This window comes from Pseudomonas sp. RG1 (assembly GCF_025910115.1).
Lineage (GTDB): Bacteria > Pseudomonadota > Gammaproteobacteria > Pseudomonadales > Pseudomonadaceae > Aquipseudomonas > Aquipseudomonas atacamensis.
Genome location: NZ_JAPCIK010000047.1, coordinates 63280 through 82317 on the forward strand (window position 1 = coordinate 63280; position 19038 = coordinate 82317).

Annotated in this window: 19 protein-coding genes; 3 read left to right on the forward strand and 16 right to left on the reverse strand. The window is 60.1% G+C overall.

Annotation, left to right across the window (positions count from 1 at the left end; genetic code table 11):
* Genes OK411_RS24015 through OK411_RS24035 form a run of 5 tightly spaced genes read right to left on the reverse strand, consistent with a single transcriptional unit; the run spans nucleotide 1 to nucleotide 5196 of the window.
* Entirely contained in the window at nucleotides 1-3090 is a 3090-nt protein-coding gene (locus OK411_RS24015) for a pilus assembly protein (protein ID WP_264365784.1), read from the reverse strand.
* Nucleotides 3077-3556: a PilX N-terminal domain-containing pilus assembly protein gene (locus tag OK411_RS24020; protein WP_217878844.1), complete on the reverse strand. Its 480-nt coding sequence runs from the start codon at nucleotides 3554-3556 to the stop codon at nucleotides 3077-3079. Before OK411_RS24020 ends, OK411_RS24015 begins: the two co-directional genes overlap by 14 nt.
* Before the next feature lie 10 nt (nucleotides 3557-3566).
* On the reverse strand, nucleotides 3567-4280 hold the full coding sequence (locus OK411_RS24025) for a PilW family protein (protein WP_016773133.1): 714 nt from the start codon (nucleotides 4278-4280) through the stop codon (nucleotides 3567-3569).
* Entirely contained in the window at nucleotides 4277-4726 is a 450-nt protein-coding gene (gene pilV / locus OK411_RS24030) for a type IV pilus modification protein PilV (protein WP_016773132.1), read from the reverse strand. Before pilV ends, OK411_RS24025 begins: the two co-directional genes overlap by 4 nt.
* Nucleotides 4723-5196 (reverse strand): GspH/FimT family pseudopilin, encoded by a 474-nt coding sequence (locus OK411_RS24035; protein ID WP_110603159.1) that lies wholly within the window; start codon nucleotides 5194-5196, stop codon nucleotides 4723-4725. The genes pilV and OK411_RS24035 overlap by 4 nt, the downstream gene beginning before the upstream one ends.
* Before the next feature lie 130 nt (nucleotides 5197-5326).
* On the opposite strand from OK411_RS24035, the gene OK411_RS24040 reads away from it, so the two are divergent.
* Complete coding sequence (locus OK411_RS24040; protein ID WP_130887009.1) at nucleotides 5327-5896, forward strand: GspH/FimT family protein; 570 nt, start codon at nucleotides 5327-5329, stop codon at nucleotides 5894-5896.
* Here OK411_RS24040 and ispH read toward each other — a convergent pair.
* The 6 genes from ispH to murJ form a co-directional block, all read right to left on the reverse strand.
* Nucleotides 5853-6797, reverse strand: a complete 945-nt coding sequence (gene ispH / locus OK411_RS24045) for a 4-hydroxy-3-methylbut-2-enyl diphosphate reductase (protein ID WP_136494046.1) — start codon at nucleotides 6795-6797, stop codon at nucleotides 5853-5855. The genes OK411_RS24040 and ispH overlap by 44 nt on opposite strands.
* Before the next feature lie 206 nt (nucleotides 6798-7003).
* Nucleotides 7004-7456, reverse strand: coding sequence for an FKBP-type peptidyl-prolyl cis-trans isomerase (gene fkpB / locus OK411_RS24050; RefSeq protein WP_016773128.1), 453 nt, complete (start codon nucleotides 7454-7456; stop codon nucleotides 7004-7006).
* Complete coding sequence (lspA, locus tag OK411_RS24055) at nucleotides 7449-7961, reverse strand: signal peptidase II (protein ID WP_264365785.1); 513 nt, start codon at nucleotides 7959-7961, stop codon at nucleotides 7449-7451. Before lspA ends, fkpB begins: the two co-directional genes overlap by 8 nt.
* On the reverse strand, nucleotides 7954-10785 hold the full coding sequence (gene ileS, locus OK411_RS24060) for an isoleucine--tRNA ligase (RefSeq protein WP_223631268.1): 2832 nt from the start codon (nucleotides 10783-10785) through the stop codon (nucleotides 7954-7956). Before ileS ends, lspA begins: the two co-directional genes overlap by 8 nt.
* Nucleotides 10786-10798: 13 nt before the next feature.
* The gene (ribF, locus tag OK411_RS24065) at nucleotides 10799-11737 is read right to left on the reverse strand and encodes a bifunctional riboflavin kinase/FAD synthetase (RefSeq protein ID WP_016773125.1); all 939 of its coding nucleotides are present in this window, start codon (nucleotides 11735-11737) and stop codon (nucleotides 10799-10801) included.
* A gap of 129 nt (nucleotides 11738-11866) precedes the next feature.
* The gene (murJ, locus tag OK411_RS24070; protein WP_264365786.1) at nucleotides 11867-13405 is read right to left on the reverse strand and encodes a murein biosynthesis integral membrane protein MurJ; all 1539 of its coding nucleotides are present in this window, start codon (nucleotides 13403-13405) and stop codon (nucleotides 11867-11869) included.
* 252 nt (nucleotides 13406-13657) lie between these two features.
* On the opposite strand from murJ, the gene rpsT reads away from it, so the two are divergent.
* Nucleotides 13658-13930 carry a 30S ribosomal protein S20 gene (gene rpsT / locus OK411_RS24075; protein ID WP_003228351.1) on the forward strand — a complete coding sequence of 91 codons (273 nt, stop codon included), beginning with the start codon at nucleotides 13658-13660 and terminating at the stop codon, nucleotides 13928-13930.
* A 184-nt stretch (nucleotides 13931-14114) separates the two neighbouring features.
* On the opposite strand, the gene OK411_RS24080 is transcribed toward rpsT, so the two are convergent.
* From OK411_RS24080 to rplU, 5 genes are all read right to left on the reverse strand, one after another.
* Entirely contained in the window at nucleotides 14115-14582 is a 468-nt protein-coding gene (locus OK411_RS24080) for a CreA family protein (RefSeq protein ID WP_039761698.1), read from the reverse strand.
* Between the two features lie 10 nt (nucleotides 14583-14592).
* On the reverse strand, nucleotides 14593-15711 hold the full coding sequence (gene proB / locus OK411_RS24085) for a glutamate 5-kinase (RefSeq protein ID WP_039761700.1): 1119 nt from the start codon (nucleotides 15709-15711) through the stop codon (nucleotides 14593-14595).
* Between the two features lie 137 nt (nucleotides 15712-15848).
* On the reverse strand, nucleotides 15849-17072 hold the full coding sequence (cgtA, locus tag OK411_RS24090) for an Obg family GTPase CgtA (RefSeq protein ID WP_016773122.1): 1224 nt from the start codon (nucleotides 17070-17072) through the stop codon (nucleotides 15849-15851).
* 193 nt (nucleotides 17073-17265) lie between these two features.
* On the reverse strand, nucleotides 17266-17523 hold the full coding sequence (rpmA, locus tag OK411_RS24095; protein WP_016773121.1) for a 50S ribosomal protein L27: 258 nt from the start codon (nucleotides 17521-17523) through the stop codon (nucleotides 17266-17268).
* Nucleotides 17524-17558: 35 nt separating this feature from the next.
* Nucleotides 17559-17870 (reverse strand): 50S ribosomal protein L21, encoded by a 312-nt coding sequence (rplU, locus tag OK411_RS24100; protein WP_007924746.1) that lies wholly within the window; start codon nucleotides 17868-17870, stop codon nucleotides 17559-17561.
* Between the two features lie 241 nt (nucleotides 17871-18111).
* On the opposite strand from rplU, the gene OK411_RS24105 reads away from it, so the two are divergent.
* Nucleotides 18112-19038, forward strand: a 927-nt coding sequence (locus OK411_RS24105) for a polyprenyl synthetase family protein (RefSeq protein WP_264365787.1), incomplete at its 3' end; no start/stop codon positions are given.

The following is a 19038-nucleotide window of genomic DNA, read 5'->3' on the forward strand; positions in this document are numbered from 1 at the left end:
TTACTGGATTTGTCGCCACATGATACGACGGCTGCCGCCGCCACCCTTTTCCACAATGACCGTGACCGCGCCGCTGGTGTCAGTCGTGCCCTTGCGCTCGCCGTTAGCGGAGATGAAGTTCAGGGTCGGAATGCCGCCGGTAAAAATCACGCCGCTGGATATCGTATCGTTGCCATCGACCAAACGGTCGCCGGTGGTGTCGATCACGGCGTAGTTGAGCATCTTACCGTTGAACGCATCGAGTTCGACCAGTCGGCCCGTACCAAAGCTCGAACACGGGTCGGTGGTATCGACGCTGGCAGTGGTGAAAACAACTCGCCCCAACACAAGACTGGCCTGGTTTATCACGCGCTCGCCGGTCAGCACGTTGTTATACACCAGCGGCAGATACCAGCCTTTTTCTCCCGGATAGGTCGTTTCATTCTGGCTGGTGGTCAGGAACTGCCCGGAACTGCCGGAGAACGAACCGGTTATCGCCTGTGCTTGCAAACTGCTGACGGTGATTTGGCCGGCCCCACCCTCTGCATCCCAGATTGAATAGAACGCCTGCAGATCCTTGTTGGTCTTGTCGGCGGTTTCGTTGAACTTGCCGGTGCCAAAGAACACCTGCTTGCCGCCCTGTGGGTTGTCCGCCAGCAGCGGTTGCGCGGTGATCGGCTGCGTTGCCCCGCCCGGGGCGGTGAACAATGGTTTGCCGGCAAACGCAACCCCCCAGCTTTCTGCCCCGGGTGCGCTCAAGTCGAATTTCCACATACGCCCCTTCAGGTCACCAGCGTAGGCAGCCTGCACCACGTTCGAGGAATTGACCCTGAGTTTTACCGAAGACAGACCGTTAGTGGTTTCCGTGCTGTCGATGACGATTTTCCTGATCAGCGAACCATCCATTGCATCCAGTACATACAAAGCCGCAACCCCCGAATTGCTGCCGTAACCATTGGCGATGAATGTAGCCCAGCGACCATTGGCCAAGCGTGCCACTTCCGGACGGGCGTAGGCGTAACCCAGATCATTGAAAGCGTTCGACGTATTGGCAGTGACCGGCGCACTGACCTCCCACAATGCTTTGATGACATTGCCCGCCGAGGCATCGAACAGTTGCAGCCCATAGAAGGTTTTGCCACCGGCCCCCGTTCCGCCAATGGCCAGGGTTTTCCAGGTGGTGCCAGCCTGCGCATCGAACACGCCGACCTGACCGTCCACGAGAAACTTGTGGCTGACGCCGTTGACGTAATTGGTATCCGCAATCAGCCGCAACGAGGGCAGCACGCTGGAGGGCATGTAGGCATAACGGCGGGTGCCGTTCGTCGAATTGATCACATTGACGAAACCGTCGTTGGCGTTCACTACCAGACTGGCATTCATGTTCGCAGCCTTGGTGGTCAGGTAGTTGGTGTAACTGCTGTCACCCGTCAAGTCGGATGCGGTCTTGTCCGAAGGCGACGCGAGCACCAGCGGCGAATTGATGATGTCGCCCAGCAGCGCAGTGCGCACTTTGAGCCCGGCCCTGTTGGTCCCTTTGCTCCACTCCACCAGTTCAGTGCCGCTGACACCGGTGGGCAGGCCCTGATTCAGCGTGTTCTGCTGGGCTGGGGAAAAGCTGCCGAATGCCAGAGCAATGGGCGTGTTGCTCAAGGTGTTCCATGACTGGAAAGTCGGCGCTGTAGCAGAGGGCACGATGGTGGTGTCGGTCGACCATTGCGCCGTCGAGGTATTTACCGTGCCGGTCGAGGTAAAGCCGAACGACCTGATCGTGCCGCGCCAATCCTTGGGATCGTAAGTGGTCTGGTAGAAACTGCTGCCACTGGTCAACGTACTGCTGCTGGCAACACCGGCACCACCGGAGCCGGCCTTGGAAGTGATATCGCTCAGTGCCGACGATAACGCCGCATTGAGCCCGGAGCTGTCGGTCGCCTGGTAATACCTGCCCTGCCCGTAACTGGCGGCGTCGGACAACATATCGTTATCCGCAGCGAAACCCACGGTGTAGGTGTTCATGTTCTGCCGGGGAAAATCCACCGCGTTCCAGCTCTTGCCGGCGGCGTCGGTGCCGGTCGAACGCATGTCGATGTCGAAGGCGAATTTGGCGATGTCATCCAGATACAGCGTGTCACCTTCGCCGTCACCGTTGAGGTTGTCGCCATCGTTATTCACGCCATCCCAGTTCGGTAAGCGACTGCCTGCCAGCGGATCGTTGGTCGGGAAGGTACGGTCATAGGTCGGCAAGCCATCGGTAATCACCACGCCGTAGTTTTTTTGGCAGCGGTATTGAATCGGACTGGTATAGGTCGCCGGTGTGCCGTTGTAGTAAGGCGCCAAGCCACGCATGTAGCGCGTGACTTCGTAATAGCTCTCGGCCAATGGCGTGTTGGCCACGGCGTTCAAGCCGTTGATCGATGAGATCAGCGCGTTGTAGTTGGTGTCTGCCTGGGCCTGGGTGACGCTGCCCGCGACGGGTGACAAATCGGTGATCGAGCGGGCGATGAAACCGCCGTTGCCCGGGTTGCTGCTTGTCGCCGGATTGAATGTCGACAGGCCCATGCGCAAGGTGCGGTTGCTGCTCACCAGTGCAGTGGAAACGTTGCGCGCCACGTTCATCCGGTAATCGTTGGGAATCGCCCCCGTGGTGAAGTCGCGGGTGCCGTTGCTGTTGGCGAGGCTGACTATGTAGGAAATGTAATCGGCGGAATACCGAGTGTTCTCATTGCCTACGGGGTCGGGCAGTTTCAGGCACAAGGGCGCCACGCTGTTGTTGTAGAACGCATAGGCGCCTCCCGAGCAACCGGAAGTCGGCAGGCTCGATAGAAACACCGTGTCGCCGGTAATCTGCGGCGCATTGAGTGCAGAGCACAAGCCGAGGAAGGCATTGCACTGCCGGGCTGGAGTGCGGTTGACGTTCGGGTCGAATCCGGCGGCGTAAATGATGCTGTTCATACTCCCCGAATCATCGATCAGCAGCATCACGTTCGGCGCCACCGCTGCCGCGCTCAGCAGCGGCGAATCGGAAGGCGTGAAAGCCCAGGCCGGTGCCGCCAGGTAGCTACTCAGCAGCATGCCGATCAGCAGCGACAGGCCGCGCTCAATACTTCGCATAGACACTCTCCACCACGCTACGCGAATTGCCGGCGATGCCGACCGCAGTGACTCGATACAACGTCGCCGAAGTGTTACTTGGCACGTTCACCGCCGTCAGGGTCGTGCCGATGTTCTGCACGCCATAAAAGCCATTACCGGCGGCGATCCATGTCACCCCGGAGGTCGAATTGAAACCTGCCGAGCTGACCGATGACGATTCCGCCGGCGGCAGACATTGGCTCGCGCCGCCGCACACCGCCAACGAGTAACTGTCCAGTTGCACTGCGCTTTCGCCGACACGCAATGCCGCTTCGGCCGCCTGAAACGATTGATTGCGCAGGCTGACGCTGCCGGCCATTTTCTCTTGCAGGTTGGCGCTCTGCATCGAGGACAAACCGATCAATGTCAGCAACAGCAGAAACACCAGGCTCACCAACAGGACCATGCCGCGCTGGGCCTGACGTTGTTGCAAGGAAATCCTCATCGCCGCCCCCTCATGGCAAGCGGTTGCGCAATGCCGCAACCACGTTGAAGGTTTGATTGCGCACCCGATTGTTCGGGTCGGTGAGGGTCAGGCTCAGGCGCACGCTGCGGATGCGCGCCGGATCGCCAGGGTTGCTGCTGTAGGTCGAGGCTGCGACGTCGGTCGCCGAACTGGCCAGGCCGAAGGTGACGTTGAAGGCGCTGACATTGTTGACCAGCACTTGCTGCGCCGGATTGCCGCTGCCGGTGCCCATGAGGATCTGGTTATTGCTGAAGCTGTAGATCAGGCGCCGGATCGGGAACGCGATCTGGCCCGTGGTCGGGTTGCGCAATCCGCTGTAGGCGACCGCGCTGTTGCGGCAATCGGAAATCACCGTCCAGGTCGGCGTCCCCCCGCCGCTGCCGACATCGGCGGTGACCAGGGTCAGCTTGAGACTGGCGTTATCCCAGTTGATCGGGATGAGTTGCGCAGCGTTGAAGTCCCCTGCCGAACTGGAGTCGACGATGGTGCCGAGGCAGCCGAACATGCCGACCATACGAATTTCCTGAATCATCTTGCTGAGGACGAAGCGCGCATCTTCCTGCATCGCTGCGGCGCTGTTCTGGCTGACGTAGGTGTTTTTTGCGGCGATGAAAATCTGTACCACACCAAGCACGACGATCAGCCCCAAAGCCAGAGCAATCAGCAATTCGATCAGGCCGAAACCACGGCTGGCACGCTTCATGGCGTGGCCACCGGATCGACCGCCGCCCGGCTGGTCAGGACGAAACTGCGCTGGGCACTGGCAGCGTTGGCCGCGCGCGCGTCGCTCCAGGTAATGGTGATGGTGTAGACCCGCTGGTTGAGGGTGATACTGCCCGTCGCGGTCGGGCCGCCGAAGTTGGCGATATTGGTGGTGAAATCGTAGAGATCCTGATCCCGCGCATTACTGAGATTGCCCGAGGTCGGTGGCGTGACGGTGTAGTTGGCGCCGGAATTGGCGCGGATGCGATCCATCATGTCATAGGCGATGAAGCTGGCCTGACTGGTCATCCGCGAACTGTCGGTGTACTTCAGCGCATTGAGCTGCACCGCCGCTGCGCCCAACAGCCCGACGGTGAGAATCAGCAGCGCGACCAGCACTTCGATCAGCGTCATGCCCTCCTGTGCGTTTTTGCTCCCTGCCCTCATCCGCAATTTCCACCCAGTTGAATGCGTCCGTTCAAACACACGTTCAGCGTCCTGCTTTGCGTGCCCAGCGTGTAACCGATGACCACCGCCATCGACGGTGCCGCCAGACCACCAAGATTGTTGAAATCCAGTGCGGTCACTCCTGAGGGTAGCGTCAGAGTCGCGCCGCTGCTCATCGCTGGAACAACCCGCAACACATTGGCCGGATTGCCAGTACTGTCGTAGACCGCCAGCTCACCGGTCCAGACACTGCCGCCAGCGGTCGGACGCAGACGCGTGGTCACGCCGCGATTGATCGCTTCGAGGCGAGCGAAATTGATCGCGCGCTGCAAGTCGCCGACTTCGGTATCCGCCCTGCTGCTCTGGATCGTACGGGTAAAGGCCGGCACCGCCAGCGTGATCAGTATCAGGAACACCGCGATGGCGACCAGCAACTCGACCAGCGTGAAACCTTTTGTACGAAGATCCATCGGTGCCCTCCGTTGCCGTCGGCTATACCTGCTTTTACACGCTAGAACATCCGCTCGGCACGCGCCGACTGATTTGCCCTGCGCGGCGCATGGATTGCGCTGCTCATACCATTCCACGGAGGGATTTTTCATGCCGCAACACGGTTTCAGCCTGATTGAACTGCTTATGGGACTGGCGATTGGCGCAATTGTTCTGCTGCTGGTCAGCCCGGCGTTCGCCGCGCTCAAGCAAGCGACTCAGCGCGACCACGCAGCGCAGTCGCTGCTCGAAGGCATCCGCCACGCTCGCACACTGGCGATCACGCACAATCAGAGCGTGGTGATCCATGGCATCGACGGCGACTGGAGTCAGGGTTGGCGGATCATTCTGGATCGAAGCGGCAAGGGGCCGGAGGACAGCAGCAATCCGTTGCTGGTTGAACGCGCCAGTGAGGCGAAGGTGCCGATTGTCGGCAACTGGTGGGTGAGCCGCTATGTGCGGTTTAGTCATCTGGGGCAGCCGCTGATGCCGGGACGGCGGTTTCAGGCGGGGACAATACACGTCTGCTCGCCGCGCGAGCCGGTCAGCCAGCGGCAGATCGTGCTGGCGGCGACCGGTCGCGTGCGCCTGGGCAGTCAGGAGACCGAACAGGCGCTGTGCGACAAAGGCAGAAGCGTCAGATCGAACGGACGCGCAGCTCTTTCGGCATCGAGAACGTGATGTTCTCCTCACGGCCAGCCAGCTCGTCGGCACCGGTCGCGCCCCAGGCCTGCAATTGCTGGATCACGCCCCGCACCAGCACTTCCGGTGCGGAGGCGCCAGCGGTAATACCGATGCGCTCGACGCCGTCGAACCAGCTCTGTTGCAGGTCCTCGGCACCGTCGATCAGGTACGCCGGAGTCGCCATGCGCTCAGCCAGTTCACGCAGACGGTTGGAGTTGGAACTGTTCGGGCTGCCGACCACCAGCACCACGTCGCATTCGTCGGCCAGTTGCTTGACGGCGTCCTGGCGGTTTTGGGTGGCGTAGCAGATGTCGTCCTTGCGCGGGCCACCGATGGCCGGGAAGCGCGTGCGCAGGGCATCGATCACACGGCTGGTATCGTCCATCGACAAGGTTGTCTGGGTGACGAAAGCGAGTCTTTCCGGATCGCGCACCTGCAATGCGGCCACGTCCTTTTCGTCTTCGACGAGGTAGATCGCGCCGCCGTTGCTGGCATCGTACTGGCCCATGGTGCCTTCAACTTCCGGGTGACCGGCGTGGCCGATCAGAATGCACTCGCGACCATCGCGGCTGTATTTGGCGACCTCGATGTGCACCTTGGTCACCAGCGGGCAGGTTGCATCGAAGACTTTCAGGCCACGACCTGCAGCTTCGGTGCGTACGGCTTGGGAAACACCGTGGGCGCTGAAGATGACGATGACGTCATCGGGTACCTGATCGAGCTCTTCGACGAAAATCGCGCCACGGCTGCGCAGGTCTTCGACGACGAACTTGTTGTGCACCACTTCGTGACGCACATAGATCGGCGGCCCGAAGACTTCCAGGGCGCGGTTGACGATTTCGATCGCCCGGTCCACACCGGCGCAGAAGCCACGGGGGTTGGCGAGTTTGATTTGCATGCTGTGCCTCGTGTCTTGCGCGCGAAAACAATGGAAAACAGACTGTGGAGACCTGCTTGTTGTGGCGAGGGGATTCATCCCCGCTCGGCTGCTTAGCAGTCGTGGACCGTCAACGGACTTATCTCAGAATCCGTTGACTGGTCTGGGGGCGCTTCGCACCCCAGCGGGGATAAATCCCCTCGCCACAGAAGCTCACTCCTGCATTTTTAGATCGCTTTGACGGAAATGATTTCCACGTCAAAGGTCAGCGTCTTGCCCGCCAGCGGGTGGTTGAAGTCGACGGTCACTTGCGTGTCATCGAATTCCTTCACCACACCCGGCAACTCAGTATTGGCCGCATCGTTGAAGATCACCAGCAGACCCGGCGACAACTCCATGTCGGTGAATTGCGAACGCGGGATGGTCTGCACGTTCTGCGGGTTCGGCTGACCGAAAGCGTTTTCCGGCTCGACGGTCAGGGTGCGCTTGTCGCCGGCCTTGAAGCCGAACAGTGCGGCTTCGAAACCCGGCAGCAGGTTGCCATCGCCGACCTTGAACGTCGCCGGGGCCTTGTCGAAGGTACTGTCGACGGTGTCACCGTTTTCCAGGCGCAAGGCAAAGTGCAGGGTGACTTCGGTGTTCTGGCCGATGCGTTGCTCAGTCGATAGCGGTTCAGTCATGAGCAGCCTCTTCGGTTTTCTTCGTTTTGAACATGTCCAGTGCCAGCATGATCGCGCCAACGGTGATCGCGCTGTCGGCAATGTTGAACGCCGGGAAATACCAGCGGTTCTGCCAGTGCACCAGGATGAAGTCGATCACATGGCCCAGGGCAACGCGGTCATACAGGTTGCCCAGCGCGCCACCCAGCACCAGTGCCAGGGCGACGGCCAGCCAGGTGTCGTTGCGGCCCAGGCGCTTGAGCCAGACCACCAGCACGGCACTGACGACAATGGCGATCAGGGCAAACAGCCAGCGCTGCCAGCCGGAGCTGTCGGCGAGGAAGCTGAAGGCAGCGCCAGTGTTGTAGGCCAGGGTCCAGCTGAACAGGTCGGGAATGATCACGATCTGCTGGAACATTTCAAGCTTGGCTTCGAAGTAGAACTTGCTGGCCTGGTCAATGACCAGAACCAGCAAGCTCAACCACAGCCAGCTCAGCCGTCCGAAACGGCCAATGGCATCAGGCATAGTGACGAACCTCGCCCGCGCCGCTGATGTTGTCGACGCAACGCCCGCAGATTTCCGGATGCTCCGGGTTCACGCCGACGTCTTCGCGGCAATGCCAGCAACGTGCGCATTTCGGGAACGCCGATTTGACGATCTTCAGTTTCAGACCGCTGACTTCGGTGGCCACTGCATCGGCCGGAGCCTGAACGAATGGTGCAACGCTGGCAGTCGAGGTGATCAGGACAAAGCGCAGCTCGTTGCTCAGCTTGGCCAGATCGGCGCTCAGCGCCTCTTCGGCAAACAGCGTCACTTCGGCCTGCAGGTTGCCACCGACGGCTTTCGCCGCACGCTGGATTTCCATCTCTTTGTTGACCGCGACTTTCACTTCCATGATGCGATCCCAGTAGGCGCGACCCAGCTCGAAGCCTTCCGGCAGCTCGGTCAGGCCTTCGTACCAGGTGTTGAGCATGACCGACTCGTTACGCTCGCCCGGCAGGTATTGCCACAGCTCGTCAGCAGTGAAGGCGAGGATCGGCGCGATCCAGCGCACCAGCGCTTCAGAGATGTGGAACAGCGCGGTCTGGCACGAGCGCCGGGCCTTGCTGTCGGCACCGGTGGTGTACTGGCGGTCCTTGATGATGTCGAGGTAGAAACCACCCAGCTCCTGCACGCAGAAGTTGTGGATCTTCGAGTAGACGTTCCAGAAACGGTATTCGCCGTAGTGCTCTTGCAACTCGCGTTGCAGCAGCAGCGTACGATCCACCGCCCAGCGATCCAGCGCCAGCATGTCTTCGGCCGGCAGCAGGTCGGTGGCCGGGTTGAAACCGGTCAGGTTGGAAAGCAGGAAGCGCGCGGTGTTACGGATACGACGATAGGCATCGGCGCTGCGCTGCAGAATCTGCTCGGACACCGCCATTTCGCCGGAGTAGTCGGTCGAAGCGACCCACAGACGCATGATGTCGGCGCCCAGGGTGTCGTTGACCTTCTGCGGCGCGATCACGTTGCCCAGCGATTTGGACATCTTGCGGCCGGACTCATCGACGGTGAAGCCGTGCGTCAGCAGTTCGCGGTACGGCGCGTGGTTGTCGATGGCGCAACCGGTCAGCAACGAGGAGTGGAACCAGCCACGGTGCTGGTCGGAACCTTCCAGGTACAGGTCGGCACGCGGGCCGCTCTCGTGGCCCATCGGGTGCGAACCGCGCAGGACGTGCCAGTGCGTGGTGCCCGAGTCGAACCAGACGTCGAGGGTGTCGCTGATCTTGTCGTATTGCGGCGCTTCATCACCGAGCAGTTCGGCGGCGTCGAGTTTGAACCAGGCTTCGATGCCTTCGACTTCAACGCGTTTGGCGACTTCTTCCATCAGCTCGACGGTACGCGGGTGCAGCTCGCCGCTTTCCTTGTTGAGGAAGAACGGAATCGGCACGCCCCAGTTGCGCTGACGCGAGATGCACCAGTCCGGACGGTTGGCGATCATCGAATGCAGACGCGCCTGGCCCCAGGCCGGAACGAACCTGGTGTCTTCGATGGCTTTGAGCGAGCGCACGCGCAGGGTGTCGCCGCTGGTTGGCTCCTTGTCCATGCCGATGAACCACTGCGCAGTAGCGCGGTAGATCAGCGGGGTCTTGTGGCGCCAGCAGTGCATGTAGCTGTGCTCGATGACGGTGGTGTGCATCAGCGCACCGACTTCGGTCAGTTTTTCGACGATGGCCGGGTTGGCCTTCCAGATGAACTGGCCGCCGAAGAATTCCAGCGACGGCACGTATACGCCGTTGCTCTGTACCGGGTTGAGGATGTCGTCGTTGACCATGCCGTATTTCTTGCAGGTCACGAAGTCGTCAACGCCATAGGCCGGGGCGGAGTGAACCACGCCGGTGCCAGCGCCTAGCTCAACGTAGTCAGCCAGGTACACCGGCGACAGACGGTCGTAGAACGGGTGACGGAAGTTGATCAGCTCCAGCTCTTTACCGGTGGTGGTGGCGACGACCGAACCTTCCACGCCATAGCGCGCCAGGCAGGCTTCGACCAGCTCTTCAGCCAGCACCAGCAGCTTGTCGCCGATATCGACCAGGGCATAGTTGAATTCCGGGTGCACGTTCAGCGCCTGGTTGGCCGGGATGGTCCACGGGGTGGTGGTCCAGATCACGATCGCAGCAGGTTTGCTCAGCGACGCCAGACCGAACGCGGCAGCCAGTTTGGCCTCGTCAGCGATCGGGAATGCAACGTCGATGGTCGAGGACTTCTTGTTCTCGTACTCGACTTCCGCTTCAGCCAGAGCCGAACCGCAATCGAAGCACCAGTTCACTGGCTTGAGGCCCTTGAAGACAAAACCACCCTTGACGATTTCGGCGAGGGCGCGGATTTCACCGGCCTCGTTCTTGAAATCCATGGTCTTGTACGGGTTGGCGAAGTCGCCCAGCACGCCGAGACGGATGAACTCGGACTTCTGCCCTTCGATCTGCTCGGTGGCGTAGGCACGGCACAGCTCGCGGGTTTTATCCGCGCCGAGGTTCTTGCCGTGGGTCACTTCCACCTTGTGCTCGATCGGCAAGCCGTGGCAATCCCAGCCCGGGACATACGGCGCGTCGAAACCCGACAGGGTTTTCGAGCGGATGATCATGTCCTTGAGAATCTTGTTCAGTGCGTGACCGATGTGGATCGTGCCGTTGGCGTACGGAGGGCCGTCGTGCAGGACGAACTTCGGACGATCCTTGCCAATCTCGCGCAACTTTCCGTACAGGCCAATACTGTCCCAGCGCTGCAGGATCTGCGGTTCGCGCTGTGGCAGGCCGGCCTTCATTGGGAAGGCGGTGTCCGGAAGGTTTAGCGTGGCTTTATAGTCGGTCATTTAAGGCTCTTCATTAGCGATGGGCGCTAGGTGCGGCTAGTGCACGGGCGGTGGCGACATCCGCATTGATCGCCGTTTTCAATGCCTCCAGAGAGGCGAAGCGCTGCTCTTCACGCAGCTTTTGGTGGAAAACCACCGTCAAACGCCGGTCATACAGATCGCCGGCAAAATCTAACAGATGGACCTCGAGGTGGGCTTTGCCATCCCCTTGCACCGTAGGGCGCACGCCGATATTGGCGACGCCGGGCCAGGTCTTGCCGTCGATGTCGACATTCACCAGATAGACCCCGGTAAACGGCACGCGACGACGCTTGAGTTGAATGTTGGCAGTGGGCGTGCCCAGTTGCCGGGCCAGTTTCTGACCATGCAGCACGCGACCGGCGATGCGGTACGGACGGCCGAGCAAGCGTTCGGCCAAGGCAAAATCGGCCGCAGCCAAGGCGTTGCGCACCTGCGTGCTGCTGACGCGAATGCCGTCCAGCTCGACGGTTTGCGCCGCTTCGACGGTGAAACCGTGAACCTGCCCGGCCTGCATCAGAAAATCGAAATCGCCGAGGCGGTCGCAACCGAAACGGAAATCGTCACCGACCTCCAGATGCTGCACGCCAAGGCCATCGACCAGAATGGTATCGACGAACTCACTGGCGCTGAGCTTGCTCAGCCGCTGGTTGAACGCCAGGCACAACACCCGGTCGACGCCTTCAGCGGCCAGTAACTGCAGCTTGTCGCGCAACCGCGCCAGACGTGCCGGTGCGGTGTCGGGAGCAAAGAACTCCCGTGGCTGCGGCTCGAAAATCACCACGCAGCTGGGTACACCCAACTCGAGCGCACGCTCACGCAGCCGGGCCAGGATAGCCTGGTGACCACGGTGAACACCGTCAAAGTTGCCAATAGTGGCGACGCAGCCCCGATGCTGGGGGCGCAAGTTGTGGAGGCCTCGAACCAGCTGCATAACGCGCTTCTTGCTCATAAAGTGGTCGATTATAACCACACCCGACGGCCGACGACAGGCAACACCGTAACGCAAAGTGAACGAGCCGACAAAACCGCCGGCTCATGCCTGCTCATGAAGGCTGAAACCTCAGCTCAAGGCTTTGCGATTGAAGTCGCGCAGGCGGAAACCCAGCAGCAGCAACATACCGAAATACGCCACCACGCCAGCAACCACCAGCGCGCCCAGCCGCAGGAAGCGCTCGAGCATATGCCCCTCATCCCACGCGGGCATGAAATGCATGCCGGCCAGCAACACCGCCGACATCACGGTCACTGCAACGACCAACTTGAAACCGAATTTGCCCCAGCCCGGCTGCGGTTGATACATCTTCTGCTTGCGCAGTTGATAGAACAGCAGCCCGGCGTTCAGGCAAGCACCGGCACTGATCGCCAAGGCAAGGCCGGCGTGGGCCAGTGGGCCGATCAACGCCAGGTTGAACAACTGCGTGCAGACCAGCGTGAAAATCGCGATTTTCACCGGTGTGCGAATGTTCTGTTGCGCATAAAAGCCCGGCGCCAGCACTTTGATCACGATAATCCCGAGCAGGCCGACAGAATAGGCAATCAGCGCACGCTGGGTCATCTCGGCATCAAAGCCACTGAACTGGCCGTACTGAAACAATGAAACAGTCAGCGGCTCGGCAAGAATCCCCAGCGCCAATGCGCACGGCAGCACCAGCACAAAGCACAGGCGCAGCCCCCAATCGAGGATTCGCGAATACTCGTGGCGATCCTTGCTGGCATAGGTCTTGGCCAGTGTCGGCAGCAGAATCGTGCCCAGTGCCACACCCAACACGCCCGACGGCAATTCCATCAAACGGTCGGCGTAATACATCCACGACACCGAACCTGCGACCAGAAACGAGGCGAAGATGGTGTTGATGATCAATGAAATCTGGCTGACCGACACGCCGAGAATCGCCGGCAGCATCTGTTTCATCACCCGCCACACGCCGCTGTCGCGCAGGTTCAGGCGTGGCAGCACCAGCATGCCGATCTTTTTCAGGTGCGGCAGTTGATACAGCAACTGCGTCAGACCGCCGACCAGCACCGCCCAGCCAAGGGCCATGACCGGTGGATCGAAGTACGGCGTGAGGAACAGCGAAAACACGATCATGCTGACGTTGAGCAGAGTCGGCACGAAGGCCGGCACCGAGAAGCGGTTCCAGGTGTTGAGGATCGCGCCGGCCAGCGACGACAGCGAGATCAGCAATATATAAGGAAAGGTCACCCGCAACAGATCGGAGGTGAGCTGGAATTTCTCCGGGGTATCGGTAAAACCGGGCGCTGTGGCCCAGATCACCCAAGGGGCGGCGATCATGCCCAGGGCCGTCACCACCGCCAATACCAGCGTCAGCAGGCCGGATACATAGGCAATAAAGGTACGCGTCGCCTCTTCGCCCTGCTGGCTTTTATATTCAGCCAGAATCGGCACGAAAGCCTGGGAGAAAGCCCCTTCGGCAAAGATCCGCCGCAGCAGGTTGGGCAGTTTGAACGCAATAAAGAAGGCATCCGTGGCCATCCCGGCGCCGAATGTCCGCGCGATCAGCGTGTCACGAACAAAACCCAGAATCCGGGAAAGCATCGTGATAGAGCTGACGGCGGCCAACGATTTGAGCAGATTCATTGAGAGAGTTTGTGCCTGTCGATAAACAGCAGGCGAACAATGCGCCTACTTGTGCGATACTCCGCGCCGCAACAGCACAGAGCCAAAGCTCGCGAGTTTACAGGTCAAGCGCCGGAAATAAATATCCCGCCTCTTTATACCTACCACTTAGCGGAACGATTCAAGTGCCCTTGACAAGACAAGTCTTCATCGGCATGATTCGCGGCCTATTTTGTTTGCTATTTCCTAAAAAGTCTTTCGAGGAGCTCGACGGTGGCCAACTCACCTTCCGCCAAAAAACGTGCAAAACAGGCTGAGAAGCGTCGCAGCCACAACGCCAGCCTGCGTTCCATGGTTCGTACCTACATCAAGAATGTAGTTAAGGCCATCGACGCAAAAGACGCTGAAAAAGCTCAAGCTGCATACGTTCTGGCTGTGCCAGTTATCGACCGTATGGCCGATAAAGGCATCATCCACAAGAACAAGGCTGCTCGTCATAAGAGCCGTCTGAATGGCCACGTCAAAGCGCTGAAAGAAGCCGCTTAATCGACGTAGTCATTAAAAAACCGACCTCAGGGTCGGTTTTTTATTGCCTGTGATTTAACAAGCTACAGGCAAATAAATGTGGGAGCGAGCCTGCTCGCGAATGCGATCTGCCAGTTGATATTTCTATCGACCGACATGACCTCTTCGCGAGCAGGCTCGCTCCCACAGTTCGGATTGATGACGCTTATTGCTGGACCGGCACCCACGGCAGGATCGGGATGGCCGTGACCGCATTCTGCGGACTGCCCTCGATCAAGCGATCGCTGTAGACCAGGTACACCAGCGTGTTGCGCTTCTTGTCGAGGAAACGCACCACCTGCATGGTCTTGAACACCAGCGAAGTGCGCTCCTTGAACACCTCATCGCCATCCTTCAGCTCACCCTTGAACTTGATCGGCCCGACCTGGCGACAAGCGATCGACGCCTCAGCACGATCCTCGGCCAGACCGAGACCACCCTTCACTCCACCAGTCTTGGCGCGTGACAGGTAGCAGGTCACGCCTTCGACTTTCGGATCGTCGAACGCCTCGACCACGATCCGGTCATTCGGCCCGACAAACTTGAACACCGTCGACACCTGACCGATTTCCTCGGCCGAGGCCAGCAATGGCATGGCCATCAGCAGGCCCAACAATCCTTTCGCTACACGCATCGAATTTTCCTTAGACCAGAATCAGGTTGTCACGGTGAACCAGTTCCGGCTCCGCCATGTAACCGAGCAAACCGACAATCGCATCCGACGACTGACCGATGATTTTTTGCGCTTCCAGGGCGCTGTAATTGGCCAGACCCCGAGCGATCTCCCGACCATCCGGCGCTACGCAGACGACCATCTCACCGCGACGGAAACTGCCTTGAACCAGCTTCACCCCCACCGGCAGCAGACTTTTGTTGCCCTTGGACAACGCCGACACCGCCCCCTCATCCAGCACCAGAGTGCCACGGGTTTGCAGATGACCGGCCAGCCACTGCTTGCGCGCCGCGAGCATGCCGCGCTCCGGCGATAGCAGCGTGCCGATGCGCTCGCCCGCCTTGAGACGATCAAGCACGCGCTCAAGCCTCCCGCCGACGATGATGGTGTGCGCACCGGAACGCGCTGCCAGTCGCGCCGCGCGCAGCTTGGTCTGCATGCCACCACGCCCCAGCGCACCGCCAGTACCGCCCGCAACCGCATCCAGCGTCGGATCATCGGCGCGCGCTTCATAAATCAGCTGCGCATCGGGATTGTTGCGCGGATCAGCGTCGAACATGCCGTCGCGATCGGTAAGGATCACCAGCAGATCGGCCTCGACCAGATTGGCCACCAGCGCCGCCAGCGTGTCGTTGTCGCCAAAACGGATTTCATCGGTGACCACAGTGTCGTTTTCGTTGATCACCGGAATGACTTTCAGCTCGACCAGCGCACGCAAGGTACTGCGGGCGTTGAGGTAGCGCTTGCGGTCGGACAGGTCGTCGTGGGTCAGGAGAATCTGCGCAGTGTGCCGGCCATGCTCGGCGAAGCTCGACTCCCACGCCTGCACCAGCCCCATCTGACCGATTGCAGCGGCCGCCTGGAGCTCGTGCATGGCACTGGGTCGCGCAGTCCAGCCCAAGCGACTCATGCCAGCCGCCACCGCCCCGGAGGACACCAGCACCAGCTCGACGCCCGCTTCATGCAGCGCCACCATCTGCTCGACCCAGACACTCATTGCCGCGCGATCCAGCCCTTTGCCGTCAGCTGTCAGCAAAGCGCTGCCGATCTTCACGACCCAACGCTGCGCACCTGTCACCTTGCTCCGCATCATCTTCAACCTTAGCTTGAGGGCAGCGCGACCTGGCACTGCCCGTGACGTTAATCGTGGCGATTGCTGACCAACGATCGATTTCCGGATACTAAAACGCCGCTCGATTGAGCGGCGTTCAAGTTTATCGCAACGGATCAGTCACGCACGTAAATGATTTCCGGACCGTCTTCGTCATCCACATCTTCTTCGTCCCAGTCATCGTCGCCGATGTCATGGACCGACTTCACGCCACTGCGACGCAGGGCACGCTTGTCATCCAGCGCCTGCAACTGCGCACGGGCTTCGTCTTCGATGCGCTGATCGAGATCGGCCAACTCTTCCTTGTACGCAGGATCTGCAGCGAGGCGATCGGCACGGTCTTCCATGTAACGCATGATGTCGTGGCACAGACGCTCGGTACCGATCTTGGCGATGGCCGAGATCACGTACACCGGACCGGTCCACTCCAGACGATCGACGATTTCCTTGACCCGAGCATCGTGCTCTTCTTCAAGGATCTGGTCGCACTTGTTCAGCACCAGCCAGCGATCACGCTCGGCCAGCGACGGACTGAACTTGATCAACTCGTTGACGATCACTTCAGCCGCGTCCGGAGCACTGGAATCATCCAGCGGCGCCATGTCGACGAGGTGCAGCAGCAGACGCGTGCGCGCCAGGTGCTTGAGGAAGCGAATGCCCAGGCCAGCACCGTCGGAAGCGCCTTCGATCAGACCCGGAATGTCGGCAATGACGAAGCTCTTCCAGCGATCGACGCTGACCACACCCAGGTTCGGCACCAGCGTGGTGAACGGGTAGTCGGCAACTTTCGGCTTGGCCGCCGAGACCGAACGGATAAAGGTACTTTTACCGGCGTTCGGCAAGCCCAGCAGACCGACGTCGGCCAGCACTTTCATTTCCAGTTTCAGGTCGCGCTGCTCGCCCGGCTTGCCCGGCGTGGTCTGACGCGGTGCACGGTTGGTACTGGATTTGAAACGGGTGTTGCCCAGACCGTGCCAGCCGCCCTGCACTACCATCAGTTTCTGACCGGCCTTGGTCAGGTCGCCGATGACTTCCTGAGTGGCAGAGTCGATCACGGTGGTGCCGACCGGCACGCGCAGGATCAGGTCTTCGCCCTTCTTGCCGGTGCAGTCGGTGCTGCCACCGTTGGAGCCACGCTCGGCATCGAAGTGACGGGTGTAACGGTAGTCGACCAGGGTGTTGAGGTTCTCGTCGGCCATCATGTAGATGGAACCGCCGTCACCGCCATCACCGCCGTTCGGGCCACCGTTTTCAATGAATTTTTCCCGGCGGAAACTCATGGCACCGTTGCCACCGTCACCGGCCTTTACGCGAATCGATACTTCATCAACAAACTTCATAACCAACGCCTCTCGCCGTACGGACGAGCCGAAAAACAATCAAGACATAAGACTCTTGCAAAAATGAGCGCAGCGACCCCAAGACACGACCTGCATCGCACGCCGACAGCCCATACAAACAGCTTTGCAAGAGACTCACCCCACAAACGAAAAAGCCCCGTCGCAAGACAGGGCTTCTCCAGCGATCTCGCGATTAAGCCGCGATTACGCTCACGTAACGACGACCGAAGGCGCCCTTTACTTCGAACTTGATCACGCCTTCGATTTTAGCGAAGAGAGTGTGATCCTTGCCCATGCCAACGCCGTAGCCAGCGTGGAATTGGGTGCCGCGCTGACGCACGATGATGTTGCCGGCCTTGATGACCTGGCCGCCATACATCTTCACGCCAAGGCGTTTGGCTTCTGAGTCGCGACCGTTACGGGTACTACCACCAGCTTTTTTGTGTGCCATGAGTTCAATTCTCCTAGTGAGGAATTAGGCTGTAATTAAGCCTGAATACCGGTGATTTTGATCTCGGTGAACCACTGGCGGTGGCCCATACGCTTCATGTGGTGCTTACGGCGACGGAACTTGATGATGCGGACTTTATCGTGACGACCTTGGGAGATCACTTCAGCCTTGACGGTTGCGCCAGCAACAACTGGTGCGCCGATGTTCACGTCGTCGCCGTTGGCGACCAGCAGAACGCGATCAAAAGTCACGGATTCGCCAGTAGCGATTTCCAGTTTTTCGATCTTCAGGTATTCACCTTCAGCGACCTTGTATTGCTTACCGCCGGTAACGATTACTGCGTACATGGTATTTCTCCGATAATCCTGCTCACCCAGCTCTTTATAAGAAGAGGTATTGGCTGGCATGGCTGCATGGGGCTGGAACGGCCCAAGTGCAATTGCGTAAGGCAGGTGCTGCCCAGGAAGTTCAGGGTGCGCGATTGTACGCAAGCAATCTGCCTCGCGCAAGTGGCCGTCCATCGCGCCTTGACAGGTCTGGACGGGGGTCCTAGCATGCCGCGCAACCCTTCTGGAGCGACTCTCGCTGATGCAACCCCAAGCTTTCTACCGCGCGGTGGCGGACGATTTTAGCGCCGTCGACGGCATCATCAAGAAGCAGCTGACGTCTCGAGTGCCGCTGGTATCGAAAATCGGCGATTACATCACGTCGGCCGGCGGCAAACGCCTGCGTCCTTTATTAGTGTTGCTGTGTGGCAAGGCCCTGGGTCGCGAAGGCGACGACATGCGCCTGCTGGCCGCCACCATCGAATTCCTGCACACCGCGACCCTGCTGCATGACGACGTCGTCGACATGTCCGGCATGCGTCGTGGCCGCTCGACCGCCAACGCCATGTGGGGCAATGCCCCGAGCGTGCTGGTCGGCGACTTCCTGTACTCGCGCTCGTTCGAAATGATGGTCGAACTGGGCTCGATGCCGGTGATGAAGATTCTCTCCCAGGCCACACGCATCATCGCTGAAGGTGAAGTGTTGCAGCTGTCCAAGGTGCGTGACGCCAGCACCAGCGAAGAAACCTACATGGAAGTCATCCGCGGCAAGACCGCGATGCTCTTCGAAGCCTCTACCCACAGCGCCGCCGCGCTCGCCGGCGCGACTGCCGAGCAGAGCGAAGCCCTGCGCACGTTCGGCGATCACTTGGGTGTGGCATTCCAGCTGGTTGATGACTTGCTCGACTATAAAGGCGACGCGGAAACCCTGGGCAAGAACGTCGGCGACGATCTGGCCGAAGGCAAGCCAACCCTGCCGCTGATCTACACCATGCGCGAAGGTACGGCCGAGCAGGCGGCACTGGTGCGTCAGGCGATCCAGAAAGGCGGAATCGAAGACCTCGAAAGCATCCGCATCGCCGTCGAAGCGTCCGGCTCGCTGGAGTACACCGCGCAACTGGCCCGCGATTACGTGGCCCGCGCGATCAAGTGCCTCGAGGCGCTGCCGGCCAGCGAATACCGCGATGCG

Excerpts from the sequence above, each read along its gene's own strand:
- ribF (WP_016773125.1), bottom strand. The coding sequence starts at position 11,737 with ATGCAGCTGGTTCGAGGCCTCCACAACTTGCGCCCCCAGCATCGGGGC.
- proB (WP_039761700.1), bottom strand. The coding sequence starts at position 15,711 with ATGCGGAGCAAGGTGACAGGTGCGCAGCGTTGGGTCGTGAAGATCGGC.
- pilV (WP_016773132.1), bottom strand. The coding sequence starts at position 4,726 with ATGAGGGCAGGGAGCAAAAACGCACAGGAGGGCATGACGCTGATCGAA.
- murJ (WP_264365786.1), bottom strand. The coding sequence starts at position 13,405 with ATGAATCTGCTCAAATCGTTGGCCGCCGTCAGCTCTATCACGATGCTT.
- OK411_RS24040 (WP_130887009.1), top strand. The coding sequence starts at position 5,327 with ATGCCGCAACACGGTTTCAGCCTGATTGAACTGCTTATGGGACTGGCG.
- rpmA (WP_016773121.1), bottom strand. The coding sequence starts at position 17,523 with ATGGCACACAAAAAAGCTGGTGGTAGTACCCGTAACGGTCGCGACTCA.
- cgtA (WP_016773122.1), bottom strand. The coding sequence starts at position 17,072 with ATGAAGTTTGTTGATGAAGTATCGATTCGCGTAAAGGCCGGTGACGGT.
- OK411_RS24035 (WP_110603159.1), bottom strand. The coding sequence starts at position 5,196 with ATGGATCTTCGTACAAAAGGTTTCACGCTGGTCGAGTTGCTGGTCGCC.
- fkpB (WP_016773128.1), bottom strand. The coding sequence starts at position 7,456 with ATGACTGAACCGCTATCGACTGAGCAACGCATCGGCCAGAACACCGAA.
- ileS (WP_223631268.1), bottom strand. The coding sequence starts at position 10,785 with ATGACCGACTATAAAGCCACGCTAAACCTTCCGGACACCGCCTTCCCA.
- ispH (WP_136494046.1), bottom strand. The coding sequence starts at position 6,797 with ATGCAAATCAAACTCGCCAACCCCCGTGGCTTCTGCGCCGGTGTGGAC.
- rplU (WP_007924746.1), bottom strand. The coding sequence starts at position 17,870 with ATGTACGCAGTAATCGTTACCGGCGGTAAGCAATACAAGGTCGCTGAA.
- OK411_RS24015 (WP_264365784.1), bottom strand. The coding sequence starts at position 3,090 with ATGCGAAGTATTGAGCGCGGCCTGTCGCTGCTGATCGGCATGCTGCTG.
- OK411_RS24020 (WP_217878844.1), bottom strand. The coding sequence starts at position 3,556 with ATGAGGATTTCCTTGCAACAACGTCAGGCCCAGCGCGGCATGGTCCTG.
- OK411_RS24080 (WP_039761698.1), bottom strand. The coding sequence starts at position 14,582 with ATGCGTGTAGCGAAAGGATTGTTGGGCCTGCTGATGGCCATGCCATTG.
- lspA (WP_264365785.1), bottom strand. The coding sequence starts at position 7,961 with ATGCCTGATGCCATTGGCCGTTTCGGACGGCTGAGCTGGCTGTGGTTG.
- OK411_RS24025 (WP_016773133.1), bottom strand. The coding sequence starts at position 4,280 with ATGAAGCGTGCCAGCCGTGGTTTCGGCCTGATCGAATTGCTGATTGCT.